Source organism: Pseudomonas sp. KBN12P06040 (assembly GCF_037574965.1).
GTDB lineage: Bacteria > Pseudomonadota > Gammaproteobacteria > Pseudomonadales > Pseudomonadaceae > Pseudomonas > Pseudomonas aeruginosa.
The window spans coordinates 4,345,564-4,369,409 of sequence record NZ_JBBELS010000001.1; the positions used below are offsets into that span (position 1 = coordinate 4,345,564).

Annotated in this window: 25 protein-coding genes and 1 pseudogene; 17 read left to right on the forward strand and 9 right to left on the reverse strand. The window is 67.0% G+C overall.

Features of this window, described 5'->3' with window-relative positions; translation table 11 throughout:
* Positions 1 to 24: 24 nt before the first annotated feature.
* Positions 25 to 936, reverse strand: coding sequence for a LysR family transcriptional regulator (locus VQ067_RS20360; protein ID WP_003086503.1), 912 nt, complete (start codon positions 934 to 936; stop codon positions 25 to 27).
* 134 nt (positions 937 to 1,070) lie between these two features.
* Here VQ067_RS20360 and VQ067_RS20365 point away from each other — a divergent pair, with 134 nt between their 5' ends.
* On the forward strand, positions 1,071 to 2,060 hold the full coding sequence (locus VQ067_RS20365) for an aldo/keto reductase (protein WP_023107005.1): 990 nt from the start codon (positions 1,071 to 1,073) through the stop codon (positions 2,058 to 2,060).
* Between the two features lie 94 nt (positions 2,061 to 2,154).
* Entirely contained in the window at positions 2,155 to 2,742 is a 588-nt protein-coding gene (locus tag VQ067_RS20370) for a DUF4234 domain-containing protein (protein WP_003082271.1), read from the forward strand.
* 6 nt (positions 2,743 to 2,748) lie between these two features.
* Here the strand turns inward: VQ067_RS20370 and VQ067_RS20375 are convergent.
* Positions 2,749 to 3,501, reverse strand: a pseudogene (locus tag VQ067_RS20375) (SIR2 family NAD-dependent protein deacylase).
* Positions 3,502 to 3,514: 13 nt separating this feature from the next.
* On the reverse strand, positions 3,515 to 5,011 hold the full coding sequence (gene dgt / locus VQ067_RS20380) for a dGTPase (RefSeq protein WP_003109104.1): 1,497 nt from the start codon (positions 5,009 to 5,011) through the stop codon (positions 3,515 to 3,517).
* A gap of 230 nt (positions 5,012 to 5,241) precedes the next feature.
* Here dgt and VQ067_RS20385 point away from each other — a divergent pair, with 230 nt between their 5' ends.
* Positions 5,242 to 5,562 carry a DUF2025 family protein gene (locus tag VQ067_RS20385; RefSeq protein WP_033990257.1) on the forward strand — a complete coding sequence of 107 codons (321 nt, stop codon included), beginning with the start codon at positions 5,242 to 5,244 and terminating at the stop codon, positions 5,560 to 5,562.
* Positions 5,563 to 5,694: 132 nt separating this feature from the next.
* A complete protein-coding gene (locus VQ067_RS20390; RefSeq protein WP_003086493.1) occupies positions 5,695 to 5,826 on the forward strand; it encodes a hypothetical protein in 132 nt (43 codons plus the stop codon).
* Between the two features lie 33 nt (positions 5,827 to 5,859).
* On the opposite strand, the gene def is transcribed toward VQ067_RS20390, so the two are convergent.
* A complete protein-coding gene (gene def / locus VQ067_RS20395; RefSeq protein WP_003086490.1) occupies positions 5,860 to 6,399 on the reverse strand; it encodes a peptide deformylase in 540 nt (179 codons plus the stop codon).
* A gap of 209 nt (positions 6,400 to 6,608) precedes the next feature.
* Between def and yfiR the strand changes: the two genes are divergently transcribed.
* From yfiR to VQ067_RS20420, 5 genes are all read left to right on the forward strand, one after another.
* Positions 6,609 to 7,181 carry a diguanylate cyclase inhibitor YfiR gene (gene yfiR / locus VQ067_RS20400; RefSeq protein ID WP_003082257.1) on the forward strand — a complete coding sequence of 191 codons (573 nt, stop codon included), beginning with the start codon at positions 6,609 to 6,611 and terminating at the stop codon, positions 7,179 to 7,181.
* Positions 7,181 to 8,488, forward strand: coding sequence for a diguanylate cyclase TpbB (tpbB, locus tag VQ067_RS20405; RefSeq protein WP_003116327.1), 1,308 nt, complete (start codon positions 7,181 to 7,183; stop codon positions 8,486 to 8,488). The genes yfiR and tpbB overlap by 1 nt, the downstream gene beginning before the upstream one ends.
* The gene (locus VQ067_RS20410) at positions 8,460 to 8,966 is read left to right on the forward strand and encodes an OmpA family protein (RefSeq protein WP_003133895.1); all 507 of its coding nucleotides are present in this window, start codon (positions 8,460 to 8,462) and stop codon (positions 8,964 to 8,966) included. The genes tpbB and VQ067_RS20410 overlap by 29 nt, the downstream gene beginning before the upstream one ends.
* Positions 8,967 to 9,240: 274 nt before the next feature.
* The gene (locus VQ067_RS20415) at positions 9,241 to 9,795 is read left to right on the forward strand and encodes a magnesium transporter (RefSeq protein ID WP_003086483.1); all 555 of its coding nucleotides are present in this window, start codon (positions 9,241 to 9,243) and stop codon (positions 9,793 to 9,795) included.
* Positions 9,796 to 9,901: 106 nt separating this feature from the next.
* Positions 9,902 to 10,276 carry a hypothetical protein gene (locus VQ067_RS20420; RefSeq protein ID WP_003082252.1) on the forward strand — a complete coding sequence of 125 codons (375 nt, stop codon included), beginning with the start codon at positions 9,902 to 9,904 and terminating at the stop codon, positions 10,274 to 10,276.
* A gap of 9 nt (positions 10,277 to 10,285) precedes the next feature.
* On the opposite strand, the gene VQ067_RS20425 is transcribed toward VQ067_RS20420, so the two are convergent.
* The gene (locus VQ067_RS20425) at positions 10,286 to 11,125 is read right to left on the reverse strand and encodes a CvfB family protein (RefSeq protein WP_003082250.1); all 840 of its coding nucleotides are present in this window, start codon (positions 11,123 to 11,125) and stop codon (positions 10,286 to 10,288) included.
* A gap of 254 nt (positions 11,126 to 11,379) precedes the next feature.
* Between VQ067_RS20425 and VQ067_RS20430 the strand changes: the two genes are divergently transcribed.
* Entirely contained in the window at positions 11,380 to 13,704 is a 2,325-nt protein-coding gene (locus tag VQ067_RS20430; RefSeq protein WP_033990262.1) for an LTA synthase family protein, read from the forward strand.
* A 103-nt stretch (positions 13,705 to 13,807) separates the two neighbouring features.
* Positions 13,808 to 14,143, forward strand: a complete 336-nt coding sequence (locus tag VQ067_RS20435) for a lysozyme inhibitor LprI family protein (RefSeq protein WP_009315452.1) — start codon at positions 13,808 to 13,810, stop codon at positions 14,141 to 14,143.
* A gap of 2 nt (positions 14,144 to 14,145) precedes the next feature.
* On the opposite strand, the gene hcuC is transcribed toward VQ067_RS20435, so the two are convergent.
* Positions 14,146 to 15,912, reverse strand: coding sequence for a hydrophobic compound transporter HcuC (gene hcuC / locus VQ067_RS20440; RefSeq protein ID WP_003086478.1), 1,767 nt, complete (start codon positions 15,910 to 15,912; stop codon positions 14,146 to 14,148).
* A gap of 470 nt (positions 15,913 to 16,382) precedes the next feature.
* Here hcuC and VQ067_RS20445 point away from each other — a divergent pair, with 470 nt between their 5' ends.
* Together VQ067_RS20445 and VQ067_RS20450 are read left to right on the forward strand one after the other, a co-directional pair.
* Complete coding sequence (locus VQ067_RS20445) at positions 16,383 to 16,574, forward strand: hypothetical protein (RefSeq protein WP_003109112.1); 192 nt, start codon at positions 16,383 to 16,385, stop codon at positions 16,572 to 16,574.
* Positions 16,575 to 16,674: 100 nt separating this feature from the next.
* Positions 16,675 to 16,896: a VF530 family protein gene (locus VQ067_RS20450; RefSeq protein WP_003082243.1), complete on the forward strand. Its 222-nt coding sequence runs from the start codon at positions 16,675 to 16,677 to the stop codon at positions 16,894 to 16,896.
* A 3-nt stretch (positions 16,897 to 16,899) separates the two neighbouring features.
* Here VQ067_RS20450 and hcuB read toward each other — a convergent pair whose 3' ends face one another.
* Entirely contained in the window at positions 16,900 to 18,048 is a 1,149-nt protein-coding gene (hcuB, locus tag VQ067_RS20455) for a hydrophobic compound transporter HcuB (protein ID WP_033990263.1), read from the reverse strand.
* 92 nt (positions 18,049 to 18,140) lie between these two features.
* Positions 18,141 to 18,764, reverse strand: coding sequence for a hydrophobic compound transporter HcuA (gene hcuA, locus VQ067_RS20460; protein WP_003082239.1), 624 nt, complete (start codon positions 18,762 to 18,764; stop codon positions 18,141 to 18,143).
* Positions 18,765 to 18,876: 112 nt separating this feature from the next.
* Here hcuA and VQ067_RS20465 point away from each other — a divergent pair, with 112 nt between their 5' ends.
* Positions 18,877 to 19,587, forward strand: coding sequence for an rRNA pseudouridine synthase (locus tag VQ067_RS20465; RefSeq protein WP_003086466.1), 711 nt, complete (start codon positions 18,877 to 18,879; stop codon positions 19,585 to 19,587).
* Positions 19,588 to 19,591: 4 nt separating this feature from the next.
* Here VQ067_RS20465 and VQ067_RS20470 read toward each other — a convergent pair whose 3' ends face one another.
* A complete protein-coding gene (locus VQ067_RS20470; RefSeq protein ID WP_033990330.1) occupies positions 19,592 to 20,371 on the reverse strand; it encodes an AraC family transcriptional regulator in 780 nt (259 codons plus the stop codon).
* Positions 20,372 to 20,460: 89 nt separating this feature from the next.
* Here VQ067_RS20470 and VQ067_RS20475 point away from each other — a divergent pair, with 89 nt between their 5' ends.
* The 3 genes from VQ067_RS20475 (at position 20,461) to VQ067_RS20485 (ending at position 23,843) form a co-directional block, all read left to right on the forward strand.
* Positions 20,461 to 21,618 carry a multidrug effflux MFS transporter gene (locus VQ067_RS20475; RefSeq protein ID WP_003116322.1) on the forward strand — a complete coding sequence of 386 codons (1,158 nt, stop codon included), beginning with the start codon at positions 20,461 to 20,463 and terminating at the stop codon, positions 21,616 to 21,618.
* 116 nt (positions 21,619 to 21,734) lie between these two features.
* A complete protein-coding gene (gene roeA, locus VQ067_RS20480) occupies positions 21,735 to 22,931 on the forward strand; it encodes a diguanylate cyclase RoeA (protein WP_003116321.1) in 1,197 nt (398 codons plus the stop codon).
* Positions 22,932 to 23,129: 198 nt separating this feature from the next.
* Positions 23,130 to 23,843, forward strand: coding sequence for a TorF family putative porin (locus VQ067_RS20485; RefSeq protein ID WP_003086461.1), 714 nt, complete (start codon positions 23,130 to 23,132; stop codon positions 23,841 to 23,843).
* Positions 23,844 to 23,846: the final 3 nt, after the last annotated feature.

The following is a 23,846-nucleotide window of genomic DNA, read 5'->3' on the forward strand; positions in this document are numbered from 1 at the left end:
TGCAAGGTGTGGCGGGAGGTCGACTCAGGCACGTCCCAGCCAGTCGCCGCGGATCATTTCCATCAGTTGGCGCAAGCCGGGTTGCGGCTGGCGTCGGCTCGGATAGTAGAGGCAGAACGGCGCGCCCATCGAGGTCCAGTCCGGCAATACCAGTTGCAGCCGGCCGCTACGCAGCTCCTCGGCGATTCCCACCTCCAGGCAGTAGGCCAGGCCGACACCGTCCAGGGCCGCGGCAACCGCCGTATTGCTTTCGTTGACGCTGAAGGGGCCGGGCACGTCGACCTCGACCATCCGCTCGCCGTCGCCCAGTTCCCATTTGTAGAACGAGTTGTCGCCCAGGCGCATGCGGATGCAGGCGTGCCGCAACAGGTCGTCCGGCCGCTGGGGCACGCCGTGGCGCGCCAGGTAATCGGGCGACGCGGCCACCACCCAGCGCAGCTCCCCGGTCAATGGCACCGCGACCATGTCCTGGGGCACCGTGCCGCCGTAACGGATGCCGGCGTCGTAGCCGTCGGCGACGATGTCGACCATGCGGTCCTCCACCGAAAGTTCCAGTTGCAGGTCCGGATACGCCTCGGTGAAGCGCCTGAGGACCGGCCCCAGCAGCAGCCGCGAGGCATCGCGCGGCACGTTCAGGCGCAGCCGGCCCACCGGCGAGGTGCGATAGGCATCGAGCTCGCCGAGCGCCTCGCCGATCACCTGGAAACCATCCTCCAGCTTGGCCGCCAGCGCGCTGCCGGCATCGGTCGGCACCACCGAACGGCTGGTACGGTTGAGCAGCTTCACCCCGAGCCGCGCCTCGAGGTTGCGCATGCTGTGGCTCAGCGCCGAGGTACTGACACCCAGTTCCTGGGCCGAGTGACGGAAGCTGCGGCGCCGGACGATGGTCATGAAGACGTTCAGGTCGGCGAGTTCGGAACGGGTGAAAGCCGGCATTCCAGGGCTCCTGGCAGTTCTCGGAGGTCAATGCAGCATTGAGCCACATTCAATCTCGGGTGATCTAGAGTAATCGCTCCGTGCCGCCGAGCGCATTGCCGGCAAGCGTTTTCCCGATCTGCAGGAGTATTTCCATGAGCGTTGAAAGCATTCGCATCGAGGGTATCGACACGCCGGTCTCGCGCATCGGCCTCGGCACCTGGGCCATCGGTGGCTGGATGTGGGGCGGCGCTGACGACACGACGTCGGTGGAAACCATCCGGCGCGCGGTGGAATCCGGGATCAACCTGATCGACACCGCGCCGGTCTATGGCTTCGGCCATTCCGAAGAGGTCGTCGGCAAGGCCTTGCAGGGCCTGCGCGACAAGGCGGTGATCGCCACCAAGGCGGCGCTGGAGTGGAGCGACGCGGGCATCCACCGCAACGCCTCCGCCGCACGCATCCGCCGGGAGGTCGAGGACTCACTGCGACGGCTGAAGACCGATCGCATCGACCTGTACCAGATCCACTGGCCGGACCCGCTGGTGGCGCACGAGGAGACCGCCGGCGAACTGGAGCGCCTGCGCCGCGACGGCAAGATCCTCGCCATCGGCGTGAGCAACTATTCGCCGGAACAGATGGACGGGTTCCGCCAGTTCGCTCCGCTGGCCAGCGTGCAACCGCCCTACAACCTGTTCGAGCGCGCCATCGACGCCGACGTGTTGCCCTACGCCGAGCGTAACGGCATCGTCGTGCTGGCCTACGGAGCGCTGTGCCGCGGCCTGCTTTCCGGACGGATGAACGCCGAGACCCGCTTCGATGGCGACGACCTGCGCAAGTCCGACCCGAAGTTCCAGCAGCCCCGCTTCGCCCAGTACCTGGCAGCGGTCGCGCAACTGGAGGAACTGGCTCGCGAGCGCTATGGCAAGTCGGTGCTGGCCCTGGCCATCCGCTGGATTCTCGATCGCGGCCCTACGGTGGCACTGTGGGGGGCGCGCAAGCCGGAGCAGTTGAACGGCATCGCCGACGCCTTCGGCTGGCGCCTGGACGACGAGGCCATGGCCCGCATCGAGCGGATCCTCGCCGAGACCATCCAGGATCCGGTCGGTCCCGAGTTCATGGCGCCGCCCAGCCGCAACGCCTGATCGGACGGCCGGGGCGGCAACGCCCCTGGCCGCTGGCCTGACGGAGCGGCGGAAGGCAAAATGGCGGTTTTTCTCAAGGACTGCCGGATCAGTTATGGAAAACGTCTACAAGACCCCGGAAGCGCCCCTGGTGGAAACCCGCGGCGCGAAGCGGGCGCATTTCTTCGTCACCTCGCTGGGCAAGATGAGCGTGCTCTTCCTCGTCACCCTGGGGCTGTACGGCGTGTACTGGATGTACAAGCACTGGAAGGCCCAGCAACCGCAGATGGAGCGGCGGATCAGCCCGGTATGGCGGGCGATCTTCGGCATCTTCTTTTTCCACGCCCTCGCCCGGCGGATCCACCAGGCCCTGCCGGAAGAGCGCCAGGCACTATGGAGCCCGAGCAAGGATGCGACCTGGGCGGTGCTGCTGACGGTCGCGGCGAACCTGATCAGCCACCTCACCGACGTGGTCCCCGCGCTGGAGCCCTACTCGCTGCCCTCGCTCCTGCTGTTGCTCACGCCGCTGATCCCGATGCGCAACATCCAGCGCCAGGCCAACCTCGCCAGCGGCGACCCGCAGGGCACGGGCAACGCCGGCTATTCGGGCTACAACCTACTGTTCATCGTGCTCGGCGCGCTCTACTGGCTGCTGATCCTGATCGGTTCCGCGGTGATCCTCTTCGGCTCGTCCCAGGGCTGAGCCGCCTCAGCCGGGAAACGCCCGGCGCAACAGTTCGGGCAGCACCTCGCCGGCCGGACCGACGAGACAGTGTTCGCGCGGATGGCGGGTGCGCACCGGTTGCGGGTTCACATGCACGACGCTGGCACCGTGTTCCAGCGCCAGTCCGGGTATCCGCGCCGCCGGCTGCACCACGCCGGAAGTGCCGACGCTGAGCAACAGGTCGCACTCGCAGGCCGCGGCGAAAGCCTCGCGCAGCGCCGCCTCGGGCAGCGCCTCGCCGAACCAGACCACGCCCGGCCGGACCTGTCCGCCGCAGGCCGGACAACGCGGCGGCTCGATCCGTCGTCCCTCTTCCGGCTCGACCGAATCGGGCAAGGCGTCCCGGTAGGCTGCCGCGCAGGTCGCGCAACGCGGCGCGTGCAGGCTGCCATGCAGGTGAAGGACGTCGCGGCTGCCGGCGCGTTCATGCAGGTCGTCGACGTTCTGGGTGACCAACCGGGTGTCGGCGATCCGTCCGCTCAATGCGGCAATCGCCCGGTGCGCGGGATTCGGCTGGACACCCAGCACCTTCAGGCGGCGCCACTCGTACCAGCCCTAGACCAGCGCGGGATCGTCGGCGAAGGCCGCGGGCGTAGCCAGGGCCGCCGGATCGTAGCGCGCCCAGAGACCGCCAAGGGCATCGCGGAAGGTGGGAATCCCGCTTTCCGCCGACACCCCGGCGCCCGTGAAGATCACCAGGCGGCGGGCGCCGGCGAGCAGTTCGACGACAGCGCGCATCTCGCTCCTCCGCTTACAGCGCGGACAACGCGCGGTATTCGTCCTGGGCATGCTGGTCGGTCATGCCGCTGACGAAATCCTGGAGCATGCGGCAGCGGTGGTAGAACTCCCACTGCCGCTGCAACGGGTCCTCCGCCACACCTTTCATGGCCTCCAGGTAAGCCTTGATCTGCTGGCTCGGCAGGCGCCGAACCAGCAGTTGCGGATGCGGCGCGGCGGCCTGGCGACCTTCGGCGAGGGCCTGGAACTCCTCGGCCGGCAGGCGCAGCAGCGGCGCGTAGAAATCCAGCAGGCCCTGGATGATGCGGTAGCCCTGCAATTCCAGGGTTTCCACCTCCGGATGGCAGAACACCCATTCCATGGCCACGTCCTTGAACGTCTGGACGATGGCGTGCGGCAGGCTGCCGTCCTCCATCAGCGCGCGGCCGAGGGTGCCGGCATGAACCGCTTCGAGGTTGTCGATGAACTGCTGGGCGGCGTGCTGGACCAGCGGGTGGATCATTTTCACCCGCAGGCGGATGAAGAATTCGCTGACCTTGTTGATCGGCTCCCGCTCGGCCTTTTCCAGCGAGTAGTCGACCATCCGCTGGAAGCTCATGTTGTCCGCGTCGCCGGGAATCGGTGCGTCCGGCGAATGGTGGACGGCAAACTTCTTCACCAGCAGATCCGCCAATTGACGGATGTCGAGGATGCCTTTTTCCACCGAGTCTTCGATATCGGCCAGGCAATAGGAGATATCGTCGGCCGCTTCCATGATGTAGGCCACAGGGTGGCGAGTGCCCGGGCGCATGCCGAGGACTTGGCGCAGTTCGTCGACGAAGGCTTCCTCGGAAAGATAGAAGCCCGGCTTCTTGTTCAGGTAGTGGTTCGCCGCTGCCTTGTCCGGCTTCGGCTCGTAGGCCGGACGCACGTACTTGAGCAGGCCGGCGGTCTGCGTGTAGGTGAGGTTCAGGCGCAGCAGCTTCACCACCAGGCGGATGGCCTGGGCGTTGCCTTCGAAATGCTTGAGGTCGGTGAGCATGCGCTGCTGCAACAGGCCGTCGCCCTGGCCCGGCGGTACGCGGCGCTCGAACAGGGCGTCGAGATTGCGTTCGAACCAGTCGTTGATGGCGTACTCGCCGAAATGACCGAACGGCGGATTGCCGACGTCGTGCATCAGGCAGGCCATTTCCACCAGGCTTTCCAGCGCGCCTTCCAGCCCGTCCAGGCCGACCTCCGCGGCACGCGGGCCCAGTTGGCGGAACAGCGTGCGGACGATGAAACGCCCGGTCTGCTGCACTTCCAGGGAATGGGTCAGGCGGCTGCGCACCGCCGCGTTGCGCTCCAGCGGGAAGACCTGGGTCTTCTGCTGCAGGCGCCGCACGGCGGCGGAATTGACGATGCGCCCGCGGTCGCTTTCCAACTGGTAGACGATGTCTTGCAGATCGGTATTCCCGGCATGTCCGTAGGTTTCCCTGTCATGCGGACGCTGGCGGGATATCCGCTCCTTGAAATCCACGGCCCCTGGCATCTGGCGCTGTTCTCCACTCGGTCGGCTGCGAACCCCGAGCCTAGCGCGTGGCGGCGGTTTAACCAAGGTCGCGACAATCCGTCCCACTACCGTTCGCGATCCGCCCTCTTCCCCGGGCGGCGACAACTGGCAGAATACCCCGCTCGGCACCAGCGACCCCCGCCGCAGAACGGGGGCGCCGCCGATCATGCGTGCGCCCAGAGAAACAGGAACGTTCAGGGAGGTTCCGCATGAGCATCACATCCACCGACATCTGCCAGGCCGCCGATGCCCTCAAGGGGTTCGTCGGTTTCAACCGCAAGACCGGCCGCTACATCGTGCGTTTCAGCGAAGACTCCTTCGGCATGGACGTAGCCGACGACAGCATCACGCCCACCAGCGAGTTCGTCTGGAGTTCGATACGCGACGACGTCATGCGCCTGGGCCGCGAGCAGTTGCAGATCCTGCTGGAACAGAACATCAACGAACGACTGAACATCGGCGAGCCGCTACTGGTCTATCTGCGCCGCCAGAACCTGCCGGAAATCACCGCACAACGCCAGTTGCGCTGAGCGCCGTCGATCGCCGCCCGCGCCGGGCGCTGCGCCACGCATTATGCTGGAAGCGTCCGCCGCCGTCCGGCGTCGCGGACGCCATCGGCCATCCGGCGCGCCACGCAGGTGCTGCGTGGGGAGGTGAACGCCATGAGCAAGGGACTGAACGCGAAGAAGGAAACTCGTAGGAAACCGCTGAAAACCGCCCAGGAGAAACGCCTGGCGAAACGAGCGAAAAAACACGCTCCGGCGGCGCCGCTCGGCACCCCATCGCGGAGCTGAGCCAGGCCGGAGCGGAGCCGCAGGCGCAACCGCTCAATCGTCCGCGGCGGGGTCCAGGTCGGGGAACAGCACCTCGGTGAAGCCGAACTTGCTGAAGTCGGTGATTCGCGAGGGATATAGGCGGCCGATCAGGTGGTCGCACTCGTGCTGCACCACCCGCGCATGGAACCCTTCGACGCTGCGGTCGATCGGCTGTCCCTGCGGGTCCAGGCCCTGGTAGCGGATGCGCCGATGGCGCGATACCGCGCCGCGCAACCCCGGCACCGACAGGCAGCCCTCCCAGCCCTCTTCCATCTCGTCGTCCAGCGGGGTGATCCGCGGGTTCAGCAGGATGGTCGGCGGCACGGCCGGGGCGTCCGGATAGCGCTCGCTGCGCTCGAAACCGAAGATCACCAGTTGCAGGTCGACGCCGATCTGCGGCGCGGCCAGCCCTACCCCGCCGACGTGATGCATGGTTTCGAACATGTCGTCGATCAGCCGTTGCAGCTCCTCGCTGCCGAGCAGTTCGGACGGCACCGGCTGCGCAATGCGCAACAGGCGCTCGTCACCCATCTTGAGGATTTCCCGGATCATGCCGCCCCCTGATAAAGGTCAGTAACGTCCTACATGCTCAGCCAGAAAACCAGACAGGACAAGACGCAAAGAGCTTCCATCTCCGGCAATTGCGTCATTGGTTTGACACCGAACGGCTTTCTTTCCCGGCACATCCGGTAATATTCGCCGCACACCGACTACACTGGCCAGTCGTACCACCCCGCTACGTTTTCCTGGAGGAAACCTTTTTGCCTTCGTTGCCCACCTTGCAGCCCCTCGACCTCTACAGGCGCACCCTGGCCTGCCTGGTCCTGGCGGTTTCCTGCCTGGGCGGCGGAGGCCTGTGGGCGGACGACGCACGGACGTCGGTCGAGCAACGCAGCAACGCGGTCAGCCAGGTTCTGCTGGGCATATTCAGCTACGTGCGCTGGCCGAAGGAACCGGCGGTTCTGCAACTCTGCGTGGTCGGCCCGACCGAGTACGCCGACGGCCTGCTCCGCGGCATGGTGCAGGCCAATGGCAGGCGCGTGCATGCGGAACGCCGCGCGGTGGACAACCCGGACCTCGGCACGCTCTGCAACGTGATCTACCTCGGAGTGGTCGACGAGCGCGAGCGCCAGCAGGTGTTCCGCAGCCTGGCCGGGCATCCGGTCCTGTCCATCAGCGAGCGTGGCACCGAATGCAGCGTCGGCAGCATGTTCTGCCTCAACGTCGGCGGTCCGCGCATCACCTTCGAGGCCAATCTCGACTCCATCGCCCGCAGCGGCGTACGCGTGCACCCGAGCGTATTGAAACTGGCAAGGCGGCAGGCCACTCCGTGATGAACCGTCGTCGTCGCTATACGGGTTCCAATCCATCGCTGCGCCGGGTGCTCTATCGCGCGCACCTGGGCGTGGCGCTGGTCGCGGTATTCACCGCCGGGCTGGCAGTGACCCTGGTCGGCCTGCTGACCCTGCGCGCCTACGCGGACCCCAACCAGCAACTGATCGCCCGTTCCATCAGCTATACCGTCGAAGCCGCGGTGGTCTTCGGCGATGCCCAGGCCGCCGAGGAATCCCTGGCGCTGATCGCCTCCAGCGAAGAGGTCTCCAGCGCCATCGTCTACGACCGCCAGGGGCAGCCCCTGGCCAGCTGGCATCGGGAAAGCACCGGGCCGCTGCACCTGCTGGAACAGCAACTGGCGCACTGGCTGCTCAGCGCGCCGACCGAACAACCGATCCTGCACGACGGCCAGAAGATCGGTTCGGTGGAGGTGAAAGGCTCCGGCGGCAGCCTGCTGCGCTTCCTGCTCACCGGTTTCGCCGGCATGGTCCTGTGCCTGCTGCTTACCGCCCTGGGCGCCTTCTACCTGTCACGGCGGCTGGTACGCGGTATCGTCGGCCCGCTCGACCAACTGGCGAAGGTCGCGCATACCGTGCGCCGCGAACGGGATTTCGAGAAGCGCGTACCGGAAGCCGGCATCGCCGAGCTGAGCCAACTGGGCGAGGACTTCAACGCCCTGCTTGACGAACTCGAATCCTGGCAGGCGCGCTTGCAGGACGAGAACGCCTCGCTGGCGCACCAGGCCCACCACGACAGCCTGACCAGCCTGCCCAACCGCGCCTTCTTCGAAGGCCGCCTGAGCCGGGCGCTGCGCGATGCCAGCGAGCACCGCGAGCAATTGGCGGTACTGTTCATCGACAGCGACCGTTTCAAGGAGATCAACGACCGCCTCGGCCATGCCGCCGGCGACACCGTGCTGGTCAACATCGCCATGCGCATCCGTGGGCAGTTGCGCGAAAGCGACCTGGTGGCGCGCCTGGGTGGCGACGAATTCGCCGTGCTGCTCGCACCGCTGGCGTCCGGCGCCGACGCCCTGCGCATCGCCGACAACATCATCGCCAGCATGCAGGCGCCGATCCGGCTCAGCGACGGCAGCACGGTGAGTACCTCGCTGACCATCGGCATCGCCCTCTATCCCGAGCACGCGGATACCCCGGCGGCGCTGCTCCACGACGCCGACATGGCGATGTACATCGCCAAGCGCCAGGCCCGCGGCAGCCGGCGCCTGGCGGAACTCAACGACCCCCGCATCCTTCAGGAAGAAAAGGAGATAGACAGTGCTACCCCAGAGGCTCCACCCAAGTAGATTGCTCGCCCTCGCCCTGTTCAGCCTTGTGCTGGGCCTGGCCGGTTGCCAGACCAAACCGCCGCAGACCGGCCTGAGCGCCGAGCAGATCGCCGTGCTCCAGGAGCAGGGCTTCGAACTCCGCGACGAAGGCTGGGAGTTCGGCATGTCCAGCAAGGTGCTGTTCGGCAACAATCTCGACCGTCTCAATCCCGACAGCCGCAACACCCTGACGAAGATCGCCCACGCCTTGCTCGCGGTAGACATCGACAAGGTCCGCCTGGAAGGCCACACCGACAACTACGGCGACGAAGGCTACAACCAGAAGCTCTCCGAACGGCGCGCCGAATCGGTAGCCGCGGTGTTCCGCGAAGCCGGCATGCCGGCGGCCAACATCGAGGTCCGCGGCCTGGGCATGAGCAAGCCGGTGGCCGATAACAAGACCCGCGCCGGCCGCAGCGAGAACCGCCGCGTCGCCATCATCGTTCCCGCCGAGTAATCCTGCGCTCGCGGGCTGCGTACGGCCCACCCGTACCTGGCCCGTCCATCGCCCGGCCCCGCCGCCACCCCGCTTCCGGCCTATGTTGAAGGAAGAAGCCAGCAGACCGGCGTACCGGCCGCCGCTGCCGCGGATGCTAGACTGAATGCTGCGCAAGAAACCGACAATCCCGGCCGACCTGCCGTTTGCGGGTGCTCCGGGATTCACCGACAGGGGGTATCGACCTTTGCCTGTTCGCCCAAGGAACAGGCCGTCAGACGATGGGAGGCATGCCATGAACCGGCATTACTACATCAGCGACAACCTCGACGAGCTGGAACGGCTCGAAGCCGAACTGGAAGCCAGCGGCATCGCCACCGAGCAGATCCACGTCCTCAGCGAAAAGGACGCGGAGACCGGCCAGCGCCATCTGCACGAAGTCTCTCCGTTCATGAAGAAGGATGTGGTCCGCTCCGGCCGTGTCGGCCTGCTGGTCGGCCTCGCCCTGGCCATCGTCGCCGTGGCCTTCGCCTATGCCAGCGGCTGGACGGAAACCGCCGCCGGCTGGATTCCGGTGATCTTCCTCGGCGCCGTGCTCTGCGCGTTCTGCCTGTGGGAAGGCAGCTTCTTCGGCCTGCAGCGCACCAACCGCGCCTTCCGCCCCTTCGAAGAACGCCTGCACCAGGGGCAGCACCTGTTCTTCGTCGATGTGAAGAACGCCCAGGAGCCGATCCTGGTCAACGTGGTCAGCCACCACCCGCGCCTGCAGGACGCCGGCACCGGCCCCGCGGTCTCTCCGCTGCTGCTGGGCTGGCAGCAACGCTGGCGGCGGTTCCGGCGGATGGTCTGAGCGGCGGGGCCTGCGCACCGCGCAGGTCCTGCGCCGTCCCTCCGGCTGCTAGAATATCCGGCTACCCGTCCGCCATCCCGGCCGGCGCGGCCCGTCAGGAAACTCCATGAAACTCGATAAAGCGGCAGCCATCGCACAGCTCAACCAGGCCTTGGGCATGTCCGTGCTGGATGCCGGCAACACCCTGCTCGCCCGCTTCAACAAGAGCAAGAACGTCTGGTGGTTCGATATTCCGCTCAGCCAACTGAAGGCCGGCAAGTTCCTCAACCTGCTGCTGGCGAACCCGGCCGGCGATGCAGTGGAGCACCTGAAGGTGCCCACCGGTTTCCTTCGCCAGCAGCAGGACAGCCTGGAACTGCGCGACAAGAACGCCCGCCGGCCGACCCTCAGCCTGGAGCTGAGCGCGGACCCCGGCAAGCGCCTGCGCGACGTCCGCCCCGGCGGCGCTGGCCTGGACTTCGCCCCGTTCCTCCAGCCCTGAGCGGAAACCTCAGCGCGGCAGTTCGATGCGTTCCGGGTGGATCAGGATCAGGCCTTTCTTGTAGAGACCGCCGATGGCCTTCTTGAAGGTCCCCTTGCTGACCCCGAAGAGCCGGTGGATATCTTCCGGCGAACTCTTGTCGCTGAGCGGCAGGCTGCCGCCGGCCTCCAGCAGCCGGGCGAGAATCTGCTGGCTCAGCTCGACGGCGGCCTCGGCGCCGACCGGCTGCAGGCTCAGGGCGATCTTGCCGTCCGCGCGCAATTCCTTGATGTAGCCCTGTTCGCGCATGCCGCTGCGGAGGAACTTGAACGCCTCGTTCTTGTGGATCAGGCCCCAGTGCTTGCCCTCGATGATCGCCTTGAAGCCCATCTCGGTACGCTCCACCACCAGCAGGTCGACCGCCTGGCCGACGCTGTAGCGCGGCGGCAGGTTGTCCAACTGCCGGTCCAGGCGCGCGGTGGCGGTGATGCGGTTGGTGCGCTTGTCCAGGTAGACGTAGACCACGCAGTAGTCGCCGACCTGCAACGGACGCTTCTCTTCCGAATGCGGCAGCAGCAGGTCCTTGGGCAGGCCCCAGTCGAGGAACAGGCCGATCCGGTTGATCTCCACGACCTTCAGGCTGGCGAAACCGCCGACCTGGACCTTGGGCGTCTGGGTGGTGGCGATCAGGCGGTCGTCGCTGTCCAGGTAGATGAACACGTTGAGCCAGTCGCCCACTTCGCTGGGCTGGTCCTTCGGCACATAGCGCTTGGGCAGGAGGATCTCGCCGTGCTGGGTACCGTCGAGATAGAGCCCGAACTCCGTGTGCTTGACCACCTGCAGTGAATTGAAACGCCCGATGACCGCCATGTTGTCTCCCCCTGTCGAAGGGGCGGCATTCTACCGGGCGCCACGCAGGCGGGCGGAAGTTTTTGCCGGTACGCCGACGCCGCTCATCGCCTTGCCGGCCGTTCGCGCCGAAACATCCTGAACCACGCGGACATTTCCCAAATGCCGACTGTCTACTGGCAGTAAGCACAACGATGTTTCAAAATCGTGAACCCTAAAGACTTTTTTGGAACATCCTTATCAAGGATTCTCGCTGCCGCTCATCAGGAGTTCCTGTGCGTCCACTCAGCCGTTGGCTCTCATCTTGCGGCTCGCTTCTGGCGCTGGCCGCGCTGTTCCTGGTCGTTCCCCTCGCCGGCCGCTACTGGCTCGGCTGGTCGACGCCGTTCGGCTATCTCTCGGACCTGGCCCTCGGCAGCCTGCTGGTGCTGCTCCTGCATCGACGCTCCCTGTGGTTCGCGCTCCCGGTCATGCTGCTCTGGTGCCTGTTCCTGATCGGCAATGCCGAACTGGTCGGCGCGGTCGGGCGCATGCCGGAGCCTTCCGACCTCAAGTACCTGCTGGATCCGCAGTTCGTCAGCAGCTCCACCCAGGGCGGCGGCCTCGCCCACCTGCCACTGGCGCTCGGCCTCGGCGGCGCGACATTGCTTTGCGTGCTGCTCTGGCGTCGCCGCGGTCCGCGCCTGCCGCGCTATGCCTACGCGCTGCCGGCGGCGTTCCTGGCGGCGCATGTCGGCCTGCAGTACCTGCGTCCGAGCGATGCCGACCAGTGGCAGCAGTACAACCTGCCGCACAAACTGCTGGCCAGCGCGCTCAGCAGTGGCCAACTGGCGGTCGAAGACTGGCTCGCCGGCGACCGTCCGGACACCCCGCCGGACGTCGCCGGGCTCAACCAGCTCGACCTTTCCGGAACGCCGCTGCTGGCCGGCGGAGGGCGCGCGCGCAACGTCCTGATCGTGGCCATGGAGGGAATCCCCGGCGCGTATATCGCCGCCAACCGCGCCGCCATCAACAGCAGCTACCACGAAGCGCCGATGCCCAGGCTGAGTGGCTGGGCCGAACGGGCGATGACCACCCCGGACTACGTGCTGCACAGCCACCAGACCATCCGCGGCCTCTACGCCATGCTCTGCGGCGACTACAGCAAGCTCGACTCGGGCACGCCGAAGGGCGTCGAGCTGCTCAACAACCCGGTCCGGGCCAGGGAGTGCCTGCCCGCCCAGCTGCGCCAGCACGGTTTCAGCACGCACTTCCTGCAGGGTGCCGGCCTGCGCTTCATGGCCAAGGACAAGGTCATGCCGCAGATGGGCTTCGACAAGACCCTCGGGCGCGACTGGTTCCGCAACACGTCCTACCTGGAGTTTCCCTGGGGCATGGACGACAAGGCCTTCTTCGAGGGCGCCGCGACCTACGTGAAGCAGCTGCGCCAGCAGAAGAAACCCTGGATGCTGACCCTGCTCACCGTCGGCACCCACCAGCCCTACTCGGCGCCTGCCGACTACCTGGCCCGCTACCCGAACGCCAAGCAGGCCGCGGTGGCCTATCTCGACGACGCGATCGGCGCCTTCCTCGCCGACCTGGAGAAACAGGGCGTGTTGCGCGACACCCTGGTGGTGCTCACTTCCGACGAATCCCACGGTGTCGACCAGGTGCGCCTCGCCTCGGCCTGGGGCTTCAACCTGGTGCTGGCACCGGAACAGGCGGCACTGCCGCCGATCAAGAGCGGCGTCTACGGCCACGTCGACCTCGCCGCGTCCGTCCTCGACTATTTCGGCTACCGCGTGCCGGCGGGGATTTCCGGGCGCTCGCTGTTCCGCGACTACGCCAGCGGTCGCGAAATGATGTCCTACACCAACGGCATGCTGCGCCACCACGACGGCAAGGCCACCTTCGTCGAGTGCGATTTCCAGCAGGTCTGCCGGCGCTACCGCAGCGAGGGCTTCATCGCCGACGAAGCCGAGTTTCTCGGTCGCTTCAGCGGACGCCAGGCACGCCTGGTCAGCCAGCGCGCCGCCGTCCTCGACCACTCCGTGCAACAGGCCGGCCAGTTGGGCCAGGAGTTCCAGTTCGCCACCCAAGAACGCATCCGCCTGAAGCCGGAAACCCACAACGACTGGACCGACAACCTGATCGGCGCGCAATACCTGGAGATGCCGAAGAACAGCAGGACCACGGTCACCCTGAAGATCCGCGCCTTGCAGATGGACCGCAACGGCGCCCGGGTGACGCTGAAGACCAAGGAGTTCGAACGCGACGTTCCCATACCGGTACCGGACATCCCGCGCCTGCTCAAAGGCAAGCCGCTGGACATGAGCTTCACCTTCGACAACCCGGAAGCGCGCAAGGCCTTCTCCTTCCACTTGCTCGCCGAGGGCCGCGGGATCATCGAGATCAGCGACTTCCACGTGGTCACGGCGGCCAACCCGGAACCCGTGGAAAGCCGCAGCCAGGTCGCCGAAGCGGCGAAGGAACAGCCGCTGCTGAGCACCCTGAAAAGCCTGTTCGCCAACCGCCCCGAAACCGAGGAAGCGGAACGCGCGGACGCCCCTCGGGAGCGCACCGTCATCCCCGAGCAGAAGGCCCTGATCCTTTCGCACTGACCGCGCCGGAGCGGCCCGCCCGGCCGCCGCGCGCTCCCCGCTGAACCCAGCGCCGTCGCTGGCGTCGAAGATTCGCAAGCAACCAGGCGAAACGGAGAACGGCATGAAGCACCTGGCATTCCTCGCCCTCGGCGGACTCCTGCTGGCGCCCCTGGCCGAAGCGGCCAGCTTCGATTGCGAAAAGGCTGAGCGAGCGGACGAAAAGGCCATCTGCGCGAACCGGGCGCTGAACGACAAGGACGTCGAGATGAGCGTCAAGTACCACTTCCTCCGCGGCCTGTTCGCCATGGGCGGCCGCGGCGCCATGCAGGACCGGCAGCAGGACTGGCTGCGTGAGCGCCGGCGCTGCGGTGGCGACACCGACTGCCTCTCCCGTGCCTACACGCAGCGTATCGACGAGCTGGACAAGCAGTACGCGGGTATCGACAAGCCGCTCTGAAGCTAGCGTCCGCCGACGGCGAACTGCAGTTCCGCCAGGCGCGCATAGAGCGGGTTCTCGGCGATCAGCCGGGCGTGGCTACCAATCGCCACCAGCCGCCCCTGGTCGATCACCGCGATGCGGTCGGCGCTCTGCACCGTGGCCAGGCGATGGGCGATCACCAGGGTGGTACGTCCGCTCATCAGGCCTGGCAGGGCCTGCTGGATCAGGTGCTCGCTTTCCGCATCCAGGGCGCTGGTCGCCTCGTCGAGCAGCAGCACCGGCGCGTCTACCAGCAACGCCCGGGCGATCGCCAGGCGCTGGCGCTGGCCGCCGGACAGGCCGATGCCGCCCTCGCCCAGGTGGGTGGCGTAGCCCTGCGGCAGACCCAGGATGAACTCGTGGGCATGCGCGGCACGCGCTGCGGCCTCGACCTCGGCGGCGCTGGCATGCGGACGGCCGTAGCGGATGTTTTCCTCGACGCTGCCGAAGAACAGCGCGGGGTTCTGCGACACCAGGGCAAAGCTGCGGCGCAAGTCGGCCGGGTCCAGTTCGACGATCGGCTGTCCGTCCAGCAGCAGCCGTCCCTGCTGCGGATCGAAGAAACGCAGGAGCAGATCGAACAGGGTCGACTTGCCGGCACCGGAAGGTCCGACCAGGGCCAGGGTTTCCCCCGGTTCGACGGCCAGGCTGATGTCGTCGATGGCCCAGTGTTCGGGACGGGTCGGATAGGCGAAGCGCACCGCCTGCAATTCGATCCTCCCGCTCACCCGCGCCGCCAGCTTGCGTGGTTGCGCTGGCGGGCGGATCTCGCTGCGCGCCCTGAGCAGCTCGGCGATGCGCTCTGCGGCGCCGGCGGCGCGCTGCAATTCGCCGATCACCTCGCTGAGGGTGCCGAAGGCCATGCCGACGATCAGGCTGTAGAAGACGAACGCGGCCAGTTCGCCGGCCGAGATGCTGCCGGCGATCACGTCGCGGCCGCCGACCCAGAGCATGATGCCGACTGCGCCGAGCACCAGCACGATCACCACGGTGATCAGCCAGGCACGCTGGGCGATGCGCTTGCGCGCGGTGTCGAAGGCGCGCTCGACGGTGCCGGCGAAGCGCTGGCGATCCTGCGCCTGGTGGTTGTAGGCCTGCACGGTCTTGATCTGACCGAGGGTCTCACCGACGTAGCTGCCGACGTCGGCCACCCGGTCCTGGCTTTCCCGCGACAGGCTGCGCACGCGGCGGCCGAACAGCAGGATCGGGGCGATCACCAGCGGCAACGCCAGCACCACGATGCTGGTCAGCTTGGCGTTGGTGACGAACATCAGCAGCACCCCGCCGACCAGCATCAGGGCATTGCGCAGGGCCATCGACAGCGAGGAACCGATCACCGTCTGCAGCAGCGTAGTGTCGGCGGTCAGGCGCGACTGGATCTCGGAGCTACGGTTGGTTTCGTAGAAACCGGGATGCAACTCGATCAGGTGGTCGAACACGCGCTTGCGGATATCGGCGACGAAGCGCTCGCCGATCCAGGACACCAGGTAGAAGCGCACGAAGGTGCCCACGGCCAGGCCGAGCACCAGCACGAAGAACAGCAGGATGTAGCGATTGAGCAATTCGGGCGAGGCGGTGAGGAACCCCTGGTCCACCAGCAGGCGGATGCCCTGGCCCAGGGACAGGGTGATCGCCGCGGTGAACAGCAACGCCACCAGGGCCCCGAGCATGCGCCAGCGGTAAGGCGCCATGAAGCGCCAGGCCAGGCGCAGGGCGATACGTTGGCGGGAGGAGAGAATGGCTGGCATGCGGCGCTCGCTCGGCGGCTGGGGTTCCGCAGGTTAGCACCGGGAACGCAGCGAGGCGATGCATGCCCCGGCCGGCAGCGCGATGATATCGACGTATATATCCGGGCAACTTAGCCGATAACTAATCGTGAACTTTTCATTATTCTCGATATAGGCGAGTTAGAGCCCCGGAGAACTTTCTCGCTCAATTAGTGCAAACATTGGAATTCATGCCGGGATGCGCGAAGGAGTTATCCACCTGGCGGTATCCTGCGTCGCCCGGGGTCGGCGGGACATCCAGCCGCGGAGACCTCGAGCAGTTCGCCGCCGGCTCGCCAATGCCGCAGCGCCTCGCTCGGGTATTGCCTAACGGACTTTATAGAAAACAGCAGGTTACGTCCGAAATCTGATCGACAATATTCAAGATGAAATAAAACGCCGCTTCGGTTATAATGAACGGCCATATTTAATGCAGAGACAGGTCCCCGGATATGGCCATCATGAAGAAAACCGTCGCGCCGAAAGCCGCCAAGCCGGCTCCCGCGGTCGAAACCCGCGAATCCATCGAAGCGCAGGTCGCCGCCTTCCTCCAGGCCGGCGGCGAGATCCAGAAGATCGCCAAGGGCGTCAGCGGCCAGGTCTACGGCCCGTCGCGGCAGATCACCATCAGCAAGAAGCGCTGATCGCCCGCCCCTCGCCGGGGACTACGAAGGGGATGGCAGGCCGGCACGCAGATGTGCCACGCTCCATCCCCTTTTTCATTGCCTGAATCCCGAGCCCTTCATGCCTGGCCATCCCGATCCACTGCACGGCGTCACCCTGGAAAAACTGCTCACCGAACTGGTCGCCCACCACGGCTGGGCGGAGCTTGGCAAACGGGTCGACATTCGTTGTTTCAGGAACGACCCGAGCATCAAGTCCAGCCTCGCCTTCCTGCGCAAGACGCCCTGGGCCCGGGAAAAGGTCGAGGCGCTCTACGTCCAGCTCAAACGCAACCAAGGCTGAAGGCTAGCGCGCCAACCCCAGGCGCAGCAATTGCCCGTCCTTCTGGTCGATGAGCAGGTAGAGATAGCCGTCCGGGCCCTGCCGCACGTCGCGGATGCGCACCCCGAGATCGCCCAGCAGGCGCTCTTCGTGGACGACCCGGTCGCCATCCAGTTGCAGGCGGATCAGTTCCTGCGTCGCCAGCGCGCCGATGAACAGGTTGTGCTGCCAGGCCGGGAAGCGCTGCGCATCGTAGAACGCCATGCCGCTGATCGCCGGCGACTTCTCCCAGACATGGTGCGGCGCCTCGGTACCGTCGACGGCCTTGCCCCTGGCTTCGGGGATCGGCAGCAGGGTGTAGTTGATTCCATGGGTCGCCAGCGGCCAGCCGTAGTTCCCGCCGGCCTGGGGTATGTTGATCTCGTCGCCGCCGCGCGGGCCGTGCTCGTGGGTCCAGAGCTGGCCGGTCCAGGGATTCAGCGCGGCGCCCTGCTGGTTGCGGTGGCCATAGCTCCAGATCTCCGGCCGCGCGTCTGTACGGCCGACGAAGGGATTGTCCTTGGGAACGCCGCCGTCCGGATACAGGCGGACGATCTTGCCCTGCAACTTGTCCAGGTCCTGCGAGGTGCTGCGCTGGTTGTTCTCGCCGAGGGCGATGAACAGGTGGCCCTTGCCGTCGAAGACCAGGCGCGAGCCGAAGTGATGGCCGCTGGAAAGCTTCGGCAACTGCCGGAAGATCACGTGGAAGCCCTCCAGCCGTCGCTTGTCCGCCGATAACTGGCCGCGTCCCGCCGCCGTTCCGGCGCGGCCGTCCTCGCCGGCCTCGGCATAGGTCAGGTAGACCAGCCGGTCCTCGGCGAACCCCGGCGACAAGGCGACGTCGAGCAGGCCCCCCTGGCCGCTGGCGAAGACCCTGGGTACGCCTTCCAGCGGCGCCGACAACTGGCCCTCGGGACTGACGAAACGCAAGCTGCCGGGCCGCTCGGTGACCAACATGCCCTGGTTGTCCGGCAGGAAGGCGACGGCCCAGGGATAGGCCAGACCGCCAACCACCGGGGTGACCTCGACGGCGCCCAGCTCGCTGTCGTGGCGACCGGCGTCCACCGCCTCGGCCGACGGGGCGAGCAGCGCGACGGCGCTCAGCAGGATGGCATTCAAAGACAGGCCCGGCATGCGTTCTCTCCTTCCCCAAGCGAAAAACACCACTCTAGTCGCAGATCCGCCGCGCCTGGCGGTCCGCACACGGGCTGTAACAAACCCGCCCCTCAAAGCAAGGCGACCATTTCCTTGAGAGTCACCGCCCAGGTGCCCTTGGCATTGATATAGCGATAGCCGAACCGGGAACCGTGCGCCTCGCTGGTGATCACCGCGTTCCAGGCCTGCCCGCGCGGCAGGTCGTGGGCCGGGTCGAGGAGCAGGAAGGCGCGCTCGCTCATGCCGATGGCCAGGCCCCAATGGCGGATATCGCTGCCCTTGCGGCCGTGGAAACCGAGCACTACCGGAAAGCCGGCCTCCAGGTATTCGCGGGTGTGCCGGACCAACCTGCGCCCCTCGCCCTTGAGGGCGAAATGCTCGGTATCGTTGATCTCGGCCAGCAGCTCCAGCAGGTCGACGCCGGTGGTGCCGACGCGCAGCAGCGGGCCGTGCTGGTCCAGCGCCTTCATCAGGCGCCCGTAGCGACTGCGACTGTCGACCCGCTCCAGGCCCTTGGCCTGGCGCCGGCGCAGTTGGCCGCGGACCAGCATCGCCATGACCAGGCAGTAGGGCCCGCAGGCGCCGTCCATGTCGCCCTGGCGCAGATGGACCTTGTCGCCATGGACGTTGCACAGGCCGCCGCTGCCATCCTCGTCCAGGTCCCATTCCAGGCCATCGATCAGGCGTGACTGCATGAGGGTCTCCTCTCCGGTTCCTTAAGTTGGGACCGAGCGGGCGCCGAATCATTCCTCGGCGCCCATCGCCACAACGAGTAAACTGGCGGTCTTTCATTCCAGTAGCCTCGCCATGACCGACCCGATCCGCCTGTCCAAACGCCTCGCCGAACTCACCGCCTGCTCGCGCCGCGAAGCCGAGCTGTACATCGAGGGCGGCTGGGTCAGCGTCGACGGCGAAGTGATCGAGGAGCCACAGTTCAAGGTGCTCGACCAGCGCGTGGAGCTGCTGCCGGGCGCCCGCGCGGAAACGATCGAACCGGCCACCCTGCTGTTGCACAAGCCGGCCGGCTGGCGCCACGACGATTTCGAAGGTCTGCTCGCCGCGGGGCGACGCTGGAGCGATGACCCCAGTCCCTTGCGAGCGCTGAAAAAACACTTCGCCCGCCAGCGTCCCACCCTTGCGCTGGACAGCGAGGCTTCCGGGCTGGTGGTGTTCAGCCAGCAGCACGGCGTACTGCGCAAGCTGGTGGACGACGGTGCACGGCTGGAGCAGGAATACCTGGTCGAGGTCGCCGGCGACCTGGCCGCCGGCGGCCTCGAGCGCCTGCGCCACGGCCTCGCCTACCAGGGCCGCAGGCTATCGCCGTGCAAGGTCAGTTGGCAGAACGAAAGCCACCTGCGCTTCGCCCTCAAAGACGTGCTGCCCGGCCAGTTGCGCTTCATGTGCGAAAGCGAGGGGCTGGAAGTGCGGAGCATCCGCCGCCTGCGCATCGGCGCGCTGTCGCTGGCCAGGCTACCGCTCGGCGAATGGCGCTACCTCGGCCTCCACGAACGCTTCTGAGCGCTCATTCGAGGCCACGCAGGGCGCGCCCCGGCGACTGCCCGCAGACCCGCCGGTACATGGCGATGAACGCACTGTCGCTGGCGTAGCCCAGGGCGTGGGCGACCTCGGTCACCGAGCGGCCTTCGGCCAGGCGTCTCCGCGCTTCGAACAAGCGAGCCTGGGTTCGCCAGCGAGAGAAACCCAGGCCGGTCTGCTCGGTGAACAGACGCGCCAGGGTCCGCCCGCTGGCGCCGACCTCGCGTCCCCATGCCTCGATGCTCCAGCCCAGCGCGGGTTGCGCCAGCAGCGCCTCGGCCACCTTCAGCGCCCGCGCATCGCGCGGCATCGGCAGGCTCGCGGCGTGTGCCGGGGCGGTCGCCAGTTCATCGAACAGTGCGCGCAACAGCGTCAGGTGCGGCCCTTCCAATTGCAAGTCGGCTGCCCAGCCGGTCATGCGCAGGATCAGTTCGCGCATTAGCGGCCCGACCTCGAAGACCTGGACGCTGTCCGGCAGCTCGGCGAACGCCGAGGGTTCGAAGTACAGGCTACGGTAGGCGAAGCGCCCGTGAAGGACCGTGCGATGCGGCACGCCGGCCGGCAGCCAGGCGGCCTGGAGCGGCGTCAATTGGCAAATGCGCTCGGCGAAATACAGCGTGACGCTACCGGCCGCCATGTACAGCAACTGCGCGCGCCGGTGGCAATGCCAGTCGCTGCGGTGGCCGGTGCTGTCGACCTCGAGGCCGACCACCGGGCAGCGGGCGAGATCGGGATCCTCGACCCGTTCGTAGGGATAGCGCGGCACCTTGTCCTCTTCGCGATGTTTTCCGTCCTGACCGCAGCATTCTGCCAGGCGCAAGCGACCTAGGCTTGGCTCTTTTTTCCGGAGCCATCATGCCTGACCGTCCTCGCCCTCCCCTGCTGCTGGTGCTCGCCCTGCTAGCCCTGCCGCAAGTCGCCGAAACCATCCTTTCCCCCGCGCTGCCGGCCCTGGCCAGCCACTGGCGACTGGACGACGCTACCAGCCAGTGGACCATGGCGCTGTTCTTCGTCGGTTTCGCCCCCGGCATCTGGCTCTGGGGCTGGCTGGCCGACCGCCTCGGCCGGCGCCCGGCTCTGCTCGGCGGGCTCGGCCTGGCGGCCCTGGCGACCTTCGGTGCCTGGGCCAGTACCGATTATTCCTACCTGCTTGCCTGTCGCCTGGTCCAGGGCCTCGGCCTGGCGACCTGCTCGGTGACGGTGCAGGCCAGCCTGCGCGATGTGCTGCAAGGCCCGGCGTTGATGAGCTATTTCGTCACGCTCGGCGCGGTGCTGGCCTGGTCGCCGGCAGTCGGCCCCCTCGGCGGCCAGTGGCTGGCCGACCTCGGCGGGCACCCGGCGGTGTTCGCCACCCTGGCGGTGCTGCTCGCCTCGCTGGCGGCGCTGGTCGTCCCGGCCTGGCCGGAAACCCGTCCGCTGCTGGCGGGCACGCCCGAGCCCGCGACCCTGGCGATCTTCCGACGGGTCCTGGCCGACCGCCCGCTACAAACGCGCGCACTGCTGGTGGCGGTGCTCAATGTGCTGGTGTTCTCCTTCTACGCCGCCGGGCCGTTCATGGTCGGCGACCTGCCCGGCCTGGGCTTCGGCTGGATCGGCCTGGCCATCGCCATTGCCGGGAGCCTCGGCGCCTTGCTCAACCGACGCCTGCCGCGCACCTGGAACAGCGCTCGCCGGGTACGCCTGGGCCTGGCGCTGGCGGCCGTCGGCGCGACAGCGCAGACGCTCTTGGCCGCCGGCGGATACGCCGAAGGCCTGTCCTGGGCCCTGCCGGCCCTGCCGATCTTCGTCGGCTTCGGCGTGGCGATTCCCAACCTGCTGGGTCCGGCGCTGCACGCCTACGACGATTGCCGGGGACGCGCCGGAGCCCTGTTCGGGCTCGCCTACTACCTGCTGATCGGCCTCGGACTGGGCGCGTCCACCCTGCTACCGTTCGACCGTCCCTGGCCGCTGGCGGCGTACTGGAGCCTGCTGGGCCTGGTCGCACTGCTGCTGGCCAGGCGGCTGCCGGAATGAAAGCGGCGCCAGGTACGCCCGTGCAAACCGGACGACCGGCCCGGAAAGCCGGATAGGGCGGCCGTCGCGACGCTGCTATGCTGTGATGGCACAGCGCCCACGCGGACCCGCAGAACGTGGCCAGAACGACGCTCGAATCGATCCAGCACGCCATCGAGGTGAATTCGTCCCTGGCCCTTCCCATCGCCCTGGAGAATCTCTCGCGTCTGACCCACCTCGCGCTGCTGACCGTCCCCTTCAACCTGATCCACATCCTGGTGTTTTCCCTGAAGGACTTCCGCCCGGACCTCGGCCATCAGCTCTGGCGCCAGGAAATCATGTACGCCCATGGCGCCATGGCCCTGCTCTTCGGCGGCATCGGCCTGCTCGCGCTATGGCTGCGCCGCCAGCCACCCAAGCTGTGGCGCATGCGCCTGCTGATCCTGCTGGGCGGCGCAGGGATCATAGGCTTCGGCGTCGCCATCGCCTGCATCGACCAGCGCATCACCAGCAACATCACGCCGCTGCTGCTGGCCTGTTTCGCCTGCGCCATGTTCATCCTGATCCGCCCGGCCTACGCCGTGCCTTTCTACGGCCTGGCCATGCTGGTCTTCCAACTGGCGATGGGCTACGCCCAGGCCGACCCGCAACTGCGCCTGTCGAACCAGGCCAACGGCCTCACCGCGTTCGGCCTCGGCCTGCTGCTGTCGCTGATCCTCTGGCACGGGCACGTGCGCAACCTGCGCCAGCAACGCAAGCTGGAGTTGCAGCGGCAGGAGCTGGAGGAGAAGAATCGCCAGTTGGAGTACCTGGCCGGTCACGACCCGCTGACCGGCCTGTTCAATCGTCGCGAATTCGACCAGCTGGTGCTCATGGAACTCGCACGCATCGCTCGCCAACCGCAGCCGCTGAGCCTGCTGATGGTCGACCTGGATCACTTCAAGTACATCAACGACCGCTATGGGCACCCCTTCGGCGACGAGGTCATTCGCCATACCGCCAACCTGCTGCGCGGCAATACCCGTAGCAGCGACAGCGTGGCGCGCCTGGGCGGGGAAGAATTCCTCCTGCTCCTGCCCGACACCGCCGAGCAGCAGGCTCGCAGCCTTGCGGAAAAACTCCGCGAACGCCTCGAAGGTACCCCGCTGGCGACGCAGGACGGCGTGCTCTGCCTGACCGCCAGCTTCGGCGTGGCCAGCCTCGACGGAGGCGGCCAGGCCAGCTACGAGCAGCTCTACAGCGCCGCCGACCAGGCTCTCTACCGGGCCAAGAGCAGCGGTCGCAACCGGGTCGAAGTGATTCGCCTGGCCAGCCTCGCGGAAAGCCTGCGGTAACAATTGATCGGCCGGCCCTGACGAGCGGTCGGTCAGCCGCCCGAACCTTGGTTAAGATGGTCCGTGGCGCTCTAGCTCGCCGCTCTTCCTGCCCTTCCGACCTGCCCGACCTCGCCCGGCCCCATGCCGCGGCCTTGCCGTTGGCGTCGTGCGGGAAGACCGGCGCAGCGCCGTTGTCCGCATTACCAGGGGAGAACCATGCTCAAGCACCTGCTCGTGCTCACCTGTGCCCTGCTCGCCAGCTCCTCGGCCCTGGCCCAGGTGATGGCCCGCGACCTGGGCGATTTCGAACTCAAGCTGGCCACCAGTCCGACCCGCAGCATGGCCCAGGGCCTGGTCACCCCGGGCAGCTCCGGCAGTTTCCACGGCGGCCTCGACCTAAGCCACGAAAGTGGCTGGTACATCGGCAACTGGACCTCCAACCTCGACCCCGGCAAGCCCACCGAGATCGACTCCTACGCCGGCTTCAAGCGCCCGCTGAACAACCGCCTGGGCTACGAAATGGGCCTGATCCGCTACAGCCGCCCGGAGCAGCCGGCCAACGACGCAGCCGAACTCTACGGCGGCCTGTCGATCTTCGGCAGCCGGCTCGGCGCGGCCCTGAGCAGCGACCCGGGGCGCAACGACACCACCCTGTTCGCCGACCTCGGGGTCAACCCGCCGTTCGGTTTCGACGTCACCCTGAAGTACGGCAACCATCGCCTGGACAACCCGGCGAGCCTCAGCGGCGGGGGCTACGTGAGCGTCTTCAACGACTGGTCGGTGAACCTCTCGCGGCCCTGGCTGGGCATCGACCTGAACCTGTCCTACAGCGGCACCAGCCTGACCGGCAGCGATTGCAGCGCCTACTCGGGACACAACAGCTACTGCGACACCACGTTCATGCTGAAGGCGTCGCGTCCGTTCTTCTGAGTC

What these genes read in the sequence shown, in the direction of transcription:
- VQ067_RS20425 (WP_003082250.1), bottom strand. Translation starts at nt 11,125, where the DNA reads ATGGCGGTCATCGGGCGTTTCAATTCACTGCAGGTGGTCAAGCACACG.
- VQ067_RS20475 (WP_003116322.1), top strand. Translation starts at nt 20,461, where the DNA reads ATGCCTGACCGTCCTCGCCCTCCCCTGCTGCTGGTGCTCGCCCTGCTA.
- VQ067_RS20370 (WP_003082271.1), top strand. Translation starts at nt 2,155, where the DNA reads ATGGAAAACGTCTACAAGACCCCGGAAGCGCCCCTGGTGGAAACCCGC.
- VQ067_RS20390 (WP_003086493.1), top strand. Translation starts at nt 5,695, where the DNA reads ATGAGCAAGGGACTGAACGCGAAGAAGGAAACTCGTAGGAAACCGCTG.
- VQ067_RS20385 (WP_033990257.1), top strand. Translation starts at nt 5,242, where the DNA reads ATGAGCATCACATCCACCGACATCTGCCAGGCCGCCGATGCCCTCAAG.
- tpbB (WP_003116327.1), top strand. Translation starts at nt 7,181, where the DNA reads ATGAACCGTCGTCGTCGCTATACGGGTTCCAATCCATCGCTGCGCCGG.
- VQ067_RS20465 (WP_003086466.1), top strand. Translation starts at nt 18,877, where the DNA reads ATGACCGACCCGATCCGCCTGTCCAAACGCCTCGCCGAACTCACCGCC.
- VQ067_RS20365 (WP_023107005.1), top strand. Translation starts at nt 1,071, where the DNA reads ATGAGCGTTGAAAGCATTCGCATCGAGGGTATCGACACGCCGGTCTCG.
- VQ067_RS20420 (WP_003082252.1), top strand. Translation starts at nt 9,902, where the DNA reads ATGAAACTCGATAAAGCGGCAGCCATCGCACAGCTCAACCAGGCCTTG.
- hcuA (WP_003082239.1), bottom strand. Translation starts at nt 18,764, where the DNA reads ATGCAGTCACGCCTGATCGATGGCCTGGAATGGGACCTGGACGAGGAT.
- dgt (WP_003109104.1), bottom strand. Translation starts at nt 5,011, where the DNA reads ATGCCAGGGGCCGTGGATTTCAAGGAGCGGATATCCCGCCAGCGTCCG.
- hcuC (WP_003086478.1), bottom strand. Translation starts at nt 15,912, where the DNA reads ATGCCAGCCATTCTCTCCTCCCGCCAACGTATCGCCCTGCGCCTGGCC.
- VQ067_RS20445 (WP_003109112.1), top strand. Translation starts at nt 16,383, where the DNA reads ATGGCCATCATGAAGAAAACCGTCGCGCCGAAAGCCGCCAAGCCGGCT.
- VQ067_RS20450 (WP_003082243.1), top strand. Translation starts at nt 16,675, where the DNA reads ATGCCTGGCCATCCCGATCCACTGCACGGCGTCACCCTGGAAAAACTG.
- VQ067_RS20360 (WP_003086503.1), bottom strand. Translation starts at nt 936, where the DNA reads ATGCCGGCTTTCACCCGTTCCGAACTCGCCGACCTGAACGTCTTCATG.
- VQ067_RS20435 (WP_009315452.1), top strand. Translation starts at nt 13,808, where the DNA reads ATGAAGCACCTGGCATTCCTCGCCCTCGGCGGACTCCTGCTGGCGCCC.
- def (WP_003086490.1), bottom strand. Translation starts at nt 6,399, where the DNA reads ATGATCCGGGAAATCCTCAAGATGGGTGACGAGCGCCTGTTGCGCATT.
- VQ067_RS20485 (WP_003086461.1), top strand. Translation starts at nt 23,130, where the DNA reads ATGCTCAAGCACCTGCTCGTGCTCACCTGTGCCCTGCTCGCCAGCTCC.
- hcuB (WP_033990263.1), bottom strand. Translation starts at nt 18,048, where the DNA reads ATGCCGGGCCTGTCTTTGAATGCCATCCTGCTGAGCGCCGTCGCGCTG.
- VQ067_RS20415 (WP_003086483.1), top strand. Translation starts at nt 9,241, where the DNA reads ATGAACCGGCATTACTACATCAGCGACAACCTCGACGAGCTGGAACGG.